The organism is Streptomyces fuscigenes, from assembly GCF_021556455.1.
Classification (GTDB): Bacteria; Actinomycetota; Actinomycetes; order Streptomycetales; family Streptomycetaceae; genus Streptomyces; species Streptomyces fuscigenes.
Window position 1 is genome coordinate 1 of the sequence record NZ_JAKGCV010000141.1, and the last position, 12,623, is coordinate 12,623.

At 73.8% G+C, this 12,623-nt stretch carries 10 protein-coding genes; 5 read left to right on the top strand and 5 right to left on the bottom strand.

All coding sequences use genetic code 11. The features are described from left to right. Window positions 1-107: 107 nt before the first annotated feature. Window positions 108-1,505, bottom strand: coding sequence for a GntP family permease (locus tag L1885_RS13980; protein WP_235797417.1), 1,398 nt, complete (start codon window positions 1,503-1,505; stop codon window positions 108-110). Between the two features lie 12 nt (window positions 1,506-1,517). Then, window positions 1,518-2,042 (bottom strand): gluconokinase, encoded by a 525-nt coding sequence (locus tag L1885_RS13985; protein WP_235797425.1) that lies wholly within the window; start codon window positions 2,040-2,042, stop codon window positions 1,518-1,520. A 140-nt stretch (window positions 2,043-2,182) separates the two neighbouring features. On the opposite strand from L1885_RS13985, the gene L1885_RS13990 reads away from it, so the two are divergent. From L1885_RS13990 to L1885_RS14005, 4 genes are all read left to right on the top strand, one after another. Next, window positions 2,183-2,884 carry a FadR/GntR family transcriptional regulator gene (locus L1885_RS13990; RefSeq protein WP_235797418.1) on the top strand — a complete coding sequence of 234 codons (702 nt, stop codon included), beginning with the start codon at window positions 2,183-2,185 and terminating at the stop codon, window positions 2,882-2,884. Window positions 2,885-2,979: 95 nt separating this feature from the next. Beyond that, window positions 2,980-4,065 carry an S-(hydroxymethyl)mycothiol dehydrogenase gene (locus L1885_RS13995; protein ID WP_235797419.1) on the top strand — a complete coding sequence of 362 codons (1,086 nt, stop codon included), beginning with the start codon at window positions 2,980-2,982 and terminating at the stop codon, window positions 4,063-4,065. Next, entirely contained in the window at window positions 4,065-4,694 is a 630-nt protein-coding gene (locus tag L1885_RS14000; protein WP_235797420.1) for an MBL fold metallo-hydrolase, read from the top strand. Before L1885_RS13995 ends, L1885_RS14000 begins: the two co-directional genes overlap by 1 nt. A 678-nt stretch (window positions 4,695-5,372) precedes the next feature. After that, on the top strand, window positions 5,373-7,019 hold the full coding sequence (locus tag L1885_RS14005) for an ArnT family glycosyltransferase (protein WP_235797421.1): 1,647 nt from the start codon (window positions 5,373-5,375) through the stop codon (window positions 7,017-7,019). Window positions 7,020-7,091: 72 nt separating this feature from the next. Here L1885_RS14005 and L1885_RS14010 read toward each other — a convergent pair whose 3' ends face one another. Beyond that, window positions 7,092-8,030, bottom strand: a complete 939-nt coding sequence (locus tag L1885_RS14010) for a pseudouridine synthase (protein WP_235797422.1) — start codon at window positions 8,028-8,030, stop codon at window positions 7,092-7,094. Window positions 8,031-8,275: 245 nt separating this feature from the next. Here L1885_RS14010 and L1885_RS14015 point away from each other — a divergent pair, with 245 nt between their 5' ends. Then, entirely contained in the window at window positions 8,276-9,148 is an 873-nt protein-coding gene (locus tag L1885_RS14015; RefSeq protein WP_235797423.1) for a DMT family transporter, read from the top strand. Between the two features lie 181 nt (window positions 9,149-9,329). Here the strand turns inward: L1885_RS14015 and L1885_RS14020 are convergent, their stop codons facing one another. Continuing rightward, the gene (locus L1885_RS14020; RefSeq protein ID WP_235797424.1) at window positions 9,330-11,027 is read right to left on the bottom strand and encodes a class I adenylate-forming enzyme family protein; all 1,698 of its coding nucleotides are present in this window, start codon (window positions 11,025-11,027) and stop codon (window positions 9,330-9,332) included. 38 nt (window positions 11,028-11,065) lie between these two features. Next, window positions 11,066-12,307, bottom strand: a complete 1,242-nt coding sequence (fabF, locus tag L1885_RS14025; protein ID WP_372481943.1) for a beta-ketoacyl-ACP synthase II — start codon at window positions 12,305-12,307, stop codon at window positions 11,066-11,068. Window positions 12,308-12,623 lie beyond the last annotated feature (316 nt).

Consider the following 12,623-nt stretch of genomic DNA (forward strand, 5'->3'; position numbering starts at 1 on the left):
CGGACGCGGCGGAGGGGCGGCGCCGGCCGGGCGCCGCCCCTCCGGGCGCGGTGCGGTGGTGCGGTGTCGCGGCGTGCGCGACCACCGCGAGGGCGGGGGCGCGTGCCCTAGACCACCAGTGAGAGCAGCAGCACGCAGCCCAGTCCGACCACGGACAGGATGCCCTCCATCACCGACCAGGTCTTCACGGTCTGGCCCACGTCCATTCCGAAGTAGCCCTTCACCAGCCAGAATCCGGCGTCGTTGACGTGGCTGAAGAACAGCGAGCCGGCGCCGACCGCCAGCACCATCAGGGACACGTGCGTGGTGGACATGCCCTGCGAGAGGGGGCCCACCAGGCCGGCGGCCGAGATCGTGGCGACCGTCGCGGAGCCGGTGGCGATGCGGATGGCGACCGCGATCAGCCAGGCCAGCAGCAGGGACGGGATCGACCAGTCCTTGGTCACGTCGAGGATCATCTGGCCCACACCCGCGTCGACGAGGACCTGCTTGAAGCCGCCGCCCGCGGCGACGATCAGCATGACGCCCGCGATCGGGGCGAGGGACTCCTCCAGGATCACCGACAGCTTCTGCCTGCCGAAGCCGGCCGCGCGGCCCAGCGTGAACAGCCCGACGATGACGGCGAGCAGCAGCGCGATCAGCGGGTTGCCGATGACGTCGGCGACGCGCTGGCCGGTGTTGGCCGGGTCGTCGACGACGATGTCCACGAGGGCCTTGGCGAGCATCAGCACGACCGGCAGGAGCATGGTGCCCACGGTGGCGGCGAAGTTGGGGCGCCGGTCCAGCGCGTCGGAGGGCCGCTCGGGGATCATGCTCTCGGGCGGCGTGACGTCGACCCAGCGGGCCGCGTACTTCGAGAACAGCGGGCCGCCGATGATCACGGTGGGCACCGCGACGACGAGGCCGAGCGCCAGCGTCACGCCCAGGTTCGCGTGGATGGCGCTGATCGCGGCGAGCGGGCCCGGGTGCGGGGGGATCAGGCCGTGCATGGCCGACAGGCCCGCGAGGGCGGGGATGCCGATGCGGATGGCGGAGAAGTTGCCGCGCTTGGCGACCAGCAGCACCACCGGGATCAGCAGGACGAGACCGATCTCGAAGAACAGCGGCAGGGCGACGATGGCGGCGATCAGCACCATCGCCCAGGGCATCGTCTTGCGGCCCGCCTTGGCGAGGATCGTGTCGACGATCTGGTCGGCGCCCCCGGAGTCCGCGAGCAGCTTGCCCAGCATCGACCCGAGCGCGATCAGCACGCCGACGCTCGCCACGGTGGCGCCGAGGCCGGTGGTGAAGCTGGTGATCACCTTGTCCAGCGGCGCGGACGCGGTGGCGCCGAGGGCCAGCGAGCCGATCGTCAGCGCGAGGAACGCGTGCAGCTTGAAGACGGTGATGAGCACGACGAGGACGGCTATGCCGACCAGGACGGCTATCCCCAGTTGCGCGTCGCCCGCGGAGGAGATCAGCGGCGGGTCGGCGGCAGCCAGCATCTCGACATTGAGACCGGTCATGGGTGCTTCCTTCTACATCCCGGGCAGCGCGCGCAGCGCGGCTACCGCCCTTTCGGCTATTTCATGGGGGGAACCGGACACGTCGACGGCGACGCCCCGCTCGTCCTCCGCCAGGGGCTGGAGGGTGGCGAACTGCGAGTCGAGCAGCGTGGACGGCATGAAGTGGCCCTTGCGCTCCGCCATGCGCCTCCCGATCAGCTCGCGGTCGCCCGTGAGATGCAGGAAGACCACGCCGGGGGCCGCGGCCCGCAGCCGGTCGCGGTAGGCGCGCTTGAGGGCCGAGGAGCTGACCACGCCCCCGTAGCCGGCCCGCTCGTGCGCCCAGCGGCCGATGGCGTCGAGCCAGGGCCAGCGGTCCTCGTCGTCGAGGGGGTGCCCGGCCGTCATCTTGGCGATGTTCCGCGGCGGGTGGAACGCGTCGCCCTCCGCGTACGGGACGCCGAGCGCGTCGGCCACCAGGGGACCGATCGTGGTCTTGCCGGTGCCCGAGACGCCCATCACCACCACTACATGGGAGCCGTGGCCGTGGCCGTGCATGCCTGCCTCGCTGTCTTCGTCGGCAACGTCGTGTCGCGTCACTGAACCCCACTAGGTATGACGTAATCAAGAGTGTGTGATGTAAACGTAGTACTTATTTTTTCGCGTGAGACGCGGGGTACGCACCGTAAGCTGGGTCCATGAGCGAAGAAGGCCGAGGTCAGCACAGCCGCGTCCTGGACGCCCTCGGCCTCGCCGTCACCGCCGGCGAGTACGCCCAGGGCTCCGTCGTCCGCACGGACGAGGTGGCGCAGCGTTTCGACGTGTCCCGCACGGTCGTGCGGGAGGTCGTCCGCGTCCTGGAGTCCATGCACCTCGTCGCCTCCCGCCGCCGCGTCGGCGTCACCGTGCGGCCCGCCGACGAGTGGAACGTCTACGACCCGCGCGTCATCCGCTGGCGCCTCGCGGGCGCCGACCGGCCGCGCCAACTGCGTTCGTTGACGGTCCTGCGCTCCGCCGTGGAGCCGGTGGCCGCCGGCCTCGCGGCCCGCAACGCGACGCCCGAGCAGTGCGCGGCCCTCACCGAGCGCGCCCTCGGCATGGTCGCCACCTCGCGCGGCCGGCGGCTCGAGGAGTACCTGGTCCACGACATCGCCTTCCACCGCATCGTGCTGAGCGCGTCCGGCAACGAGATGTTCGCCCGCCTCGGCGACGTCGTCGCGGAGATCCTCGCCGGGCGCACGCACCACCAGGTCATGTTCGAGGACCCCGACCCGGCCGCCGTCACCCTGCACGTCCAGGTCGCCGAGGCCGTGCGGGAGGGCCGCGCGGAGCGGGCGCAGGAGCTGACCCGGCAGATCACCGTCGGCGCCCTGGAGGAACTCGACGTCCTGGCTCCATGAGCCCGCGCCCGGCGCGCCATACTCGTCCCTGCACGAGATCGTCCCGCCGCCGGCCCGGTGGCGGTGTGAAGCGGTGAGGAAAGGCAGGTCCTGGCATGGCGCAGCGGGTGCGGGGTGTGGTGGCACCGGGGAAGAACGAGCCTGTGCGGATCGAGACGGTCCTCGTGCCCGACCCGGGCCCGGGGGAGGCGGTGGTGAAGGTCCAGGCGTGCGGCGTGTGCCACACGGACCTGCACTACAAGCAGGGCGGGATCAACGACGACTTCCCCTTCCTGCTCGGCCACGAGGCCGCGGGCGTCGTGGAGTCGGTGGGCGAGGGCGTCACCGAGGTCGCCCCCGGCGACTTCGTGGTGCTGAACTGGCGCGCCGTGTGCGGCCAGTGCCGCGCGTGCCTGCGCGGCCGCCCCTGGTACTGCTTCAACACCCACAACGCGAAGCAGAAGATGACCCTGGAGGACGGCACCGAACTCACGCCGGCGCTCGGCATCGGCGCGTTCGCGGAGAAGACGCTCGTCGCCGCCGGGCAGTGCACCAAGGTCGACCCCGAGGTCTCGCCCGCGGTTGCGGGGCTGCTCGGCTGCGGTGTGATGGCGGGCATCGGCGCGTCCATCAACACGGGTGCGGTCGGCCGCGGCGACTCGGTCGCGGTGATCGGCTGCGGCGGGGTCGGCGACGCGGCGGTGCTCGGGGCGCGGCTGGCGGGCGCCGCGAAGGTGATCGCCGTCGACATCGACGACCGCAAGCTCGCGAAGGCCGCCGAGATCGGCGCCACCCACACGGTCAACTCCCGTGCCAAGGACGCCGTGGAGGCGATCCGGGAGCTGACCGGCGGTTTCGGCGCCGACGTCGTCATCGAGGCGGTCGGCCGCCCCGAGACGTACGAACAGGCCTTCTATGCACGCGACTTGGCCGGCACGGTCGTGCTCGTCGGCGTACCGACGCCCGAGATGAAGATCGAGCTGCCGCTGCTGGACGTGTTCGGCCGGGGCGGCGCGCTCAAGTCCTCCTGGTACGGGGACTGCCTCCCGTCCCGTGACTTCCCGATGCTGATCGACCTGCACCGGCAGGGCCGCATCGACCTCGGCGCGTTCGTGACCGAGACGATCGGACTCGGCGACGTGGAGGCCGCGTTCGCCCGCATGCACGAGGGAGACGTCCTGCGTTCGGTGGTGGAGTTCTGATGGCCGCCCGCATCGACCACCTGGTCACGTCCGGTACGTTCTCGCTGGACGGCGGGACCTGGGACGTCGACAACAACGTCTGGATCGTCGGCGACGACACCGAGGCGATCGTGATCGACGCGGCCCACGACGCCGCGGCGATCACCCGGGCCCTCGGCGGCCGCACCCTGCGGGCCGTGGTGTGCACCCACGCGCACGACGACCACGTCGGCGCGGCCCCCGCGCTCAGCGCCGCCACCGGCGCGCCGGTGCTGCTGCACCCGGACGACCTGCCGCTGTGGAAGCTGGCCCACCCCGACGAAGCACCCGACGGGACGCTGGCGGACGGTCAGACGATCACCGTCGCCGGCACCGACCTCACGGTGCTGCACACGCCGGGCCACGCGCCCGGCGCGGTGTGCCTGTACGCCGCCGACCTCGGCACGGTCTTCACCGGCGACACCCTCTTCCAGGGCGGCCCCGGCGCGACCGGCCGGTCGTTCTCCGACTTCCCGACGATCGTGGACTCGGTGCGCAGCCGCCTGCTGACGCTGCCCCCGGAGACGGTCGTGCGCACCGGACACGGCGACTCCACCACGATCGGCGCGGAGGCACCCCATCTGGAGGAGTGGATCGCGCGCGGCCACTAAACCGTGTCCGGCACATCCCCGGCGGACGGCGCCACGTGTCGGACACGGCCCCGGCATATCGAGAGTGATGGTTGCTGCACGTAACCTGTTGCCGCCTTGATCGTTGAGTAGTCAACAGGGCGCTGCCGTGCCGCCGGGCCCCGGTCCCTCCCCCGTCGGGACCGGGGTACCGCGTTCCCCCGCGGCCGGCCCGCGCGGTGGCGCCCTGTCCGCCGGGAAGGGTGTGGCACGCCCCGTCTCCCGGCACCCGGAGCGGGCCCGCGCCTTCGTCACCCGCGGGCCCGCCCGGGGCAGGCCCCGCCCGGCGGAGCAGCCGCCCCCCACTCCCGCAGCCCGGAGCGCCCCGCCCGCCGCTCCTCCGACGCCCCGCGCCCCGCCCGCCGCTCCTCCGACGCCCCGCGCCCCGCCTCTCCTGCTCTCGGCTCCTCCCGCGCTCCGCTTCTCGCCGCGCCGCCCCGGTCCCGCGCTCCGTTCCTGCCGTGCCCCGTCCCCGGGTCCGTTCCGGCTGCCCCGGACCGGGGCCACCGGCCGGTCCGACCCGCCGCGAACCCGTCGCGGTGCGCGGTCCCGGGCCCGTAGGGTACGAGCGGCCCGGAGCCCGGGAGCGCCCGGGCCGCCCCCGCCGCGAGCGACCACGCGACCGCGGGCGAGGGAGGGCCGGGACCGGGGGGTACGGGGATGGCGGACGAGATACGGACGCGGCACGGGCGGACCGCCGACGCGGACGGTAGGGGTGAGGCCGGAGCGGCAGGGGAGGCGACGGGCCCCGGGACGACCGGCCGGGAGGCGGCGGACCGGGAGATCGGAGGCCGGGACGCGGCGGCGGAGGGCGGCGCGGAGATCGCCCCCTTCGACCGGCGGATCCTCCTCGTCGCGGCGGCCGTCCTCGCCCTGCTGATGGCGCTCTCGACGCGCTACGGCTTCCACATCGACGAGCTGTACTTCCTCGACAGCGCCCGGCACCTCCAGGCCGGCTACGTGGACCAGCCGGTGCTGGCACCGCTGCTGGCCCGGCTCTCGCTGTCGCTGTTCGGGGTCTCGGAGGCGGGGCTGCGGCTGTGGCCGGCGCTGGCCGCGGCGGGCACCGTCGTCGTGGGCGGCCTGACCGCACGCGAGTTGGGCGGCGCGCGGCGCGTCCAGCTGCTCGCCGCGGTCGCGACCGGCACCATGCCCGTGCTGCTGGGTGGCGCGCACATCGCCAACACCACGTCGTACGAGATGCTGGCGTGGGCGGCGATCGCGCTCGTCGTCGTGCGCATCGGCCGCACGGGCGACACGCGGTGGTGGCTCGCCGCGGGCGCCCTGGTGGGCGTCGGCGCGGAGTTCAACCACCTGGCCGCCGCCTTCGGTGTGGTCCTGGTGGCCTGCGTCCTGCTGGGACCCGCGCGCAGGACCGTGGTCGACCGCCGGCTGCTCGCCGGCGCCGTGCTGGCCGTCCTCCTCGTCCTGCCCGACCTGTGGTGGCAGGAGCGGCACGGCTGGGCGATGTTCGCGATGACGCGGGCACTGAACGCGGAGAACGGCGGCCCGGCGAACATCCTCACCTTCGTCTTCGGCCAATTCGGCATGTCCTGCCTCGCGATGGCGGTGCTGTGGCTCGCCGGGCTGCGCTTCCTGTGGCGGTCGGGCCGCCCGCTGTGGCGCTGCCTGGTGACCGCGTACGGAGTGCTGTTCGTGCTGTTCGCCGTGACGACCGGGGCGCAGGTGTACTACCTGGGCGGGCTGTACGTGTGCCTGCTCGCGGCCGGTGCGGTGGACCTCGACGAGTGGCTGCACTCCGGCCGGCGCCGGCTCGCGGGCCTGCTGACCGGGACCGCGGTGTCGGCGGCGCTGCTCGGCGTGATCGTGCTGCCGGTGCTGCCGCCCTCCGCCGTCGCGTGGACGTACGGCATCAGCACCAACTCCGGGGAGACCCTGGGCTGGCCCCAACTCGTCGCCACGGTGGGGAAGGTGTGGGCCGCACTGCCCCCGGCGCAGCGCGCGCACGCGGTGGTGTTCACGGCGGACTACGGCGAGGCGGGCGCGATCGACGAACTCGGCCGCGGCACCGGGCTGCCCACCGCCGTCAGCTCCCACAACACGGACTGGTGGTGGGGGCCCGGCAACCCCCGCGCGACGACGGTGGTGGCAATCGCCCCGGGACCGGACAGTGCCCCCGGGTACGCCGCCCGCCTGAGCCGGTACTTCCGCCACGTCCGGGTGGCCGCCGCACTCTCCAACCCGTACGGCGTGCACAACACCGAGTGGGGCGGGCACGTCTACGTCTGCACCGGACCCCGCCGGCCCTGGGGCGCGGTGTGGCCCGAACTGCGCACCTACCAGTGACACGCCCCGGCCCCGAGGGAGCCGATTGCCGGTGCGGAAAGGGCCGGCGGTACGGGAGGCGGCGCCGCGGCCTCACGCCCCCGGCCACCGGGCCAGCCGCAGCCCGCTCGTGAAGCGGTGCTCCCTGCCCGTCAGCGGATCGGTGAACTCCATTGCTCTGGCCAGTAGTTGGAGCGGGCGCTCGGGATCGTCGGGGGTCTGCCCGAGGACGAGCGGATAGAGCGGGTCGTACAGCAGCGGGAGCCCGAGGGAGTTCATGTGCACCCGCAGTTGGTGGGTCCGGCCCGTGGCCGGGAAGAGGCGGTAGCCGCCGAGCCCGCCGCCGCGGACGGCCTGCTCCACCCGCGTCTCGCTGTTGGGCGCCGCGCCCGGCACCTCGTGGGCGGCCAGCACCCCGCGCTCCTTCTCGATCCTGCTGCGCACGGTGCGGGGCAGCACGAGCCCCGGGTCGTGCGCGGCGACGGCCTCGTACTCCTTGGACACCCGCCGCTCGGCGAACAGCCGCTGGTACGCGCCCCGGTCGGCCGGGCGCACCACGAACAGCACCAGCCCGGCCGTGAGCCGGTCCAGCCGGTGCGCGGGCTGGAGCGCGGGCAGGCCGAGCGTGCGCCGAAGGTGCGCCACCGCGGTGCGGGCGACGTGGCCGCCGCGCGGGGTCGTGGCGAGGAAGTGCGGCTTGTCCGCGACGACGATCCGCTCGTCGCGGTGGACCACGTCCACCCCGGAGAGCAGGGGCTCCTCGGGCGGCAGGTCGCGGTGGAAGAACACGTACAGGCCGGGCGTGTACGGGGTGGCGGGCGTGACGGCCCGCCCGTCGCTGGTCACGAAGCGCCCCTCGGCGACCATCGCCTCGACACGCCCGGCGCCCGCCGCGCGGCCGTAGCGGCCCGCCAGGTGCTCGGCCACCGTGTCCCAGCGGCCCTCAGGGTCGCCCGGCAGCCGCACCCGCACCGCGTCCACGCCCTCCCGCTGAGGCAGCGGGGAGGCTGGGGTCCTGTGTCTGCGCACCACACCGGAAGCCTACGGCGCCCGCGGCACGGCCCGTCCCGGGCGGTCCGGTGCCGTCCGCACGCGGGTGTGCGCCCGTCCGCGCCGCCCCCGCGCCGCCCGCCCGGTCGCCGCGGGGACCTGCCCGGGCCGGGCGCCCGGCCGACGGCGGTCGCGGAGGCCCGTGCGTACGCCTGTATGGACGAGCGCGACGTGCGAAGAGGCGCCCTGGTTTCGGTCCCCGTTCCATGAACACGCAAAATGGTGCGGTGATCAGTGTCCTCTTCGCCGTGCTGACGGCCATCAGCAACGGCTCGGCCTCGGTGCTCCAGCGCCGGGCCGCCGCGACGGTGCCCGACAGCGACGCCCTGCACCTGTCCCTCATCCGCCACCTGCTCACGAAGAAGGTGTGGCTGGCGGGCATCTGCATGGTGATCGTCGCGGCCGTCTGCCAGGCGGTGGCGCTGGCCACCGGGCCGATCGCCGTGGTGCAGCCGATCTTCGTGATCGAGCTGCCCTCGACGCTGCTCATCGCGGGGTACGTCTTCCGCTCCCGCCTCCCGCGCACGGCCTGGTACGGAGTCGCCGCCGTCACCTTCGGCCTCGCGCTCGGCATGGCCTGCGCGGCGCCCGGCGGCGGCAGCGAGACGGTCCCCGGCCTCGACTGGATCCCGGCACTGATCGGCACGGTCCTGTTCGAGGCCGTGCTCATCGTCCTCGCCCAGCGCGCCCGGGGCAACCCGCGGGCCGCCCTGTTCGGCCTGGCCGCGGCGTGCAGCTACGCGCTGACCGCCGCCCTCATGAAGGACGCCGTGGCGCGCCTCGGGGACGGGGACGGCATCGTGAAGCTGTTCGAGTCGTGGCAGCTCTACGGGACGGCGGTGGCCGGCGTGGGAGCGCTGTTCCTGCTGCAGAACGCCCTCCAGGCCGGTTCGCTGGTCGCCTCCCAGCCGATGCTGACCCTCGGCGACGCGCTGATCAGCATCACCTACGGCGTGACCCTGTTCGGGGAGACCCTGCGCACCGGCTGGTGGCTGCTGCCCCAGCTGATCGCCCTGGGACTGATCGCGGCGGGCTGCGTGGAACTGGCCCGCTCCCCGCTCGCGAGCGGCAGCACCCCGCCCAAGGCACGCGTGATGTGACGCTCCCGCCCGAGGCGGCGCGCGAGGTGACACCCCCGCCCGCCCTGGGCGCGCCTGTGGCGTCCTTGACGCGCCCCGCGCGGCCGGGGCCGGACCGCGCGGGGAGGGGGCCCGGCGGCATCGAACCGCCGGGCCCTCTCCGTCCGCGCCGGGGGCGCGCCGCGCTCAGTGCCCGCCGCGCTCAGTGCCCGACGCGCTCGATCAGCCCGGCCGCGGCGTCCGCCGCCACCTGCTCGCGCAGCTGGTAGTGGATCTTCTTGCCTGTCGCCGTCGTCGGCAGCGCGTCGACGAAGCGGTAGGCGCGCGGCCGCTTGTAGGCGGCGAGCATCGGGTGCGAGCGGCAGTGCTTCTCGCAGTCGTCGACCGTCAGGGCCGGGTCCCGGCGCACCACGTACGCCGTCACCAGCTGCCCCCACTCGGGATCGGGCAGGCCGACCACGGCCGAGTCGGCGATGCCCGGGTGCTCGCCGAGCACCTCCTCGACCTGCACCGGGTGCACGTTCTCGCCGCCGGAGAGGATCATGTCGTCCCTGCGGCCGACGATCGTCACGTACTCGTCCGCGTCCCAGGTGGCGAGGTCGCCGATGTACAGCCAGCCGTCACGGAAGTTCGCCGCCTCCTCGTCGGGGCGGTTCGTGTAGCCGTAACCCGACTTGGGGGAGCGGACGATGACCTCGCCGATCTCCTGGCCGTCCTTGGCGGCGAGGTCGTCGGGCGCCGCCCGCCGGCCCGACTCGTGGTCGTACACCTTCACGACGGCCACGTCGTCGTCGGTGGAGGCGCGGCCGGCGCTGCCCGCGTGGTCCGGCAGGTCCGCCGGACGCAGGAACGTGTTCCAGAACGCCTCGGTCGTGCCGTACCCGTTGAAGACGCGCTCCGTGAGGACGCGCTGGTAGCGCAGGCACGCGGCCCGGTCCAGCGGCGCGCCCATGGTCACGATGCCGCGCAGCGACGACAGGTCGCGCGCCCGGGACTCCTGGGCGTCCGCGAGGCGCTCCAGGTTCGTCGGGGCGCCGATCAGGAACGTGATGCCCCGCTCCTCGACGAGGTCGAGCACGGTGTCGGCGTCGAAGTGGCGCAGGGGCACCGTCTCGCCGCCGATGTAGAACACCGGGTTCGGGCCGCCCGCGTACAGGCCGCCGCGGTGGAACCACGGCGTCATGTTCAGCGTGCGGTCCTCGGGCGAGAGCGGGAAGTGCATGATCACGTCGTGCGCGGAGAGGACCTCCGTCGCGTTGTTCAGCGGGACGCCCTTCGGCATGCCCGTGGTGCCCGACGTGTACAGGCGGGTGGTCTCCGCGTAGATCCCGCCCGCGGGCGGCGGCAGGGCCGGGCGGCCCTCGCCGCGGGCTGCCAGGTCCGCCAGGGCCACCGAGCCGGGCAGCGGGGACTGCGCGGGGTCGCCGGAGGGCACGTGCACGACCAGCTCGGGGCGGTGCCCGGCCAGCGCCAGCGCCTGGCCGGCGTTCTCCGCGACCGCCGTGTCGTAGACGAACGCGCGCGGCCGGCCGCTCGTGAGCACGTGTGCCGTCTCGCCGGGCGCGAGGCGGAAGTTGACCGGTGAGCCCACCGCGCCGAGGCGCTGCGTCGCCAGGTACAGCAGCGCGAACTCGGGGGTGTTGAACAGCTGGTAGGCGACGAGGTCGCCCGCCCGCACCCCCGACGCCGCGAGGCCGCCGGCCAGCCGCTCCACCTCCTCGCCGAGCTCCGCGTACGTCCAGGTGCGTCCGGACGCGGGGTCGTGCATCGCGCTGGAGCGCGCGTAGCGGTGCGTGTTGCGCTCGAAGCCCGCCCAGTACGTGAAGCGGTTCTCGAACACGGCGCGGTAGGCGGCCGGGTCGTAGCCGGGTGCCTCGGCGGGGTCCGGGTTGTTCATCATGCAGTCCTCTCAAGGAGCCTTCGGCGTGCCCCGGCGGATCAGACCGCGCGCAGCACGGCGACGCAGTTCTGGCCGCCGAAGCCGAACGCGTTGACCGCGGCGGCCCGGACCTCCGTCTGCCGGGCCGTGTGCGGCACGTAGTCGAGGTCGCACTCCTCGCCGGGCGTGTCCAGGTTGATCGTCGGCGGCACGATGCCGTCCCGGATGGCGAGCGCGCACACCATGGCGGAGAGCGAACCCGCGGCGCCGATGAGGTGGCCCACCATGGACTTGGGCGAGCTGACCGTCAGATCGTACGCATGCGACCCGTAGACCTCGCGGATCGCGCGGGTCTCCGTCAGGTCGTTGATGCGGGTGCTGGTGCCGTGCGCGCAGATGTAGTCGATGTCGCCCGCCTCGGTGCCGGAGGCCCGCAGCGCGAGGCGCATCGCCTCCATCGCGCCCTCGCCGCTCGGGTCGGGGGCCGAGACGTGGAAGGCGTCCGAGGTCAGGGCGCCGCCCGCGACCTCCGCGTACGCCCGCGCGCCGCGCGCCCTCGCGTGCTCGGCCGACTCCATCACGCACACCACCGCGCCCTCGCCGAAGACGAACCCGTCGCGGTCCGCGTCGAAGGGGCGGCTCGCGTGGGTCGGGTCGTCGTTGCGGCGGGACAGCGCGCCCATGTTGGACAGGCCGCTGAACATGACCGGCGTGATCGCCGAGTCGGTGCCGCCCGCGATCACGACGTCGGCCTCGCCGGAGAGGATCAGCCGGCGCGCCTCGATCAGCGCGTAGATGCCGCTGGCGCACGCGAGGGCGCTGGCGGTCACCGGCCCCCTGACGCCGAGGTCGATGGCGACCTCGCACGCGGGCATGTTCGGGATGACGGACGAGACGAAGTACGGGTTCACCTTGCGCGGGTCCAGGTGCATGGTGTCCACGGCGTTCTCCACGCCGTCCATGCCGGCCACCGCGTTGTTCACGACGACGCCGACACGGCCCGACTCGACGCCGTCGGCGCCGATCGTCAGCCCGGCGTCCTCGACGGCCTCGCGGGCGGCGGCGATGGCGAGCTGGGAGAAGCGTGCCGAGCGGCGCTCCCGCTTGCGGTCCAGCAGTTCGGCCGGGTCGAACCCGGTGACCTCGCCCGCGATGCCGGTCGGCATGCCCGAGGCGTTGAACCGGGTGATGGGTGCGACACCCGACTTGCCCGCGAGGAGCGCCTGCCAGGTGCTCTCCCGGTCGTTGCCGACAGGGGTGAGGGCGCCGAAGCCCGTCACCACCACTTGCTGATTGCTCACTGCGCTCCTCCTGCTCGGCTCCGGACTGCCAGGCATGGGCCTGCCAAACCTTGAACCACAATCCGGCCGTTGTCGATAAAAGTCAGGGACTCGGCGCGATATGCCCGTCTCGAACGCGCCATATGTCCGTCAAGCCCCGGCTGCCACGTTCGTGCGGCCCCCGGTTGCCGGATCCGTACCGGTTTGGGATGCCGCGACGAGCGGCACCGTTGCGGAACCGGTATCGGCGGCGCCGGCTCCGGCGCCCGCACCCGGCCCGCGGGACGCGCCGTCCCCGCCCGCCGTCCGGGCCGCGATGCGGTGCGCCGCCCGCAGG

Bases quoted from the DNA above. Each gene is read 5' to 3' on its own strand.
- L1885_RS13980 (WP_235797417.1), bottom strand. From the start codon at position 1,505: ATGACCGGTCTCAATGTCGAGATGCTGGCTGCCGCCGACCCGCCGCTG.
- L1885_RS13985 (WP_235797425.1), bottom strand. From the start codon at position 2,042: ATGCACGGCCACGGCCACGGCTCCCATGTAGTGGTGGTGATGGGCGTC.
- L1885_RS13990 (WP_235797418.1), top strand. From the start codon at position 2,183: ATGAGCGAAGAAGGCCGAGGTCAGCACAGCCGCGTCCTGGACGCCCTC.
- L1885_RS13995 (WP_235797419.1), top strand. From the start codon at position 2,980: ATGGCGCAGCGGGTGCGGGGTGTGGTGGCACCGGGGAAGAACGAGCCT.
- L1885_RS14000 (WP_235797420.1), top strand. From the start codon at position 4,065: ATGGCCGCCCGCATCGACCACCTGGTCACGTCCGGTACGTTCTCGCTG.
- L1885_RS14005 (WP_235797421.1), top strand. From the start codon at position 5,373: ATGGCGGACGAGATACGGACGCGGCACGGGCGGACCGCCGACGCGGAC.
- L1885_RS14020 (WP_235797424.1), bottom strand. From the start codon at position 11,027: ATGATGAACAACCCGGACCCCGCCGAGGCACCCGGCTACGACCCGGCC.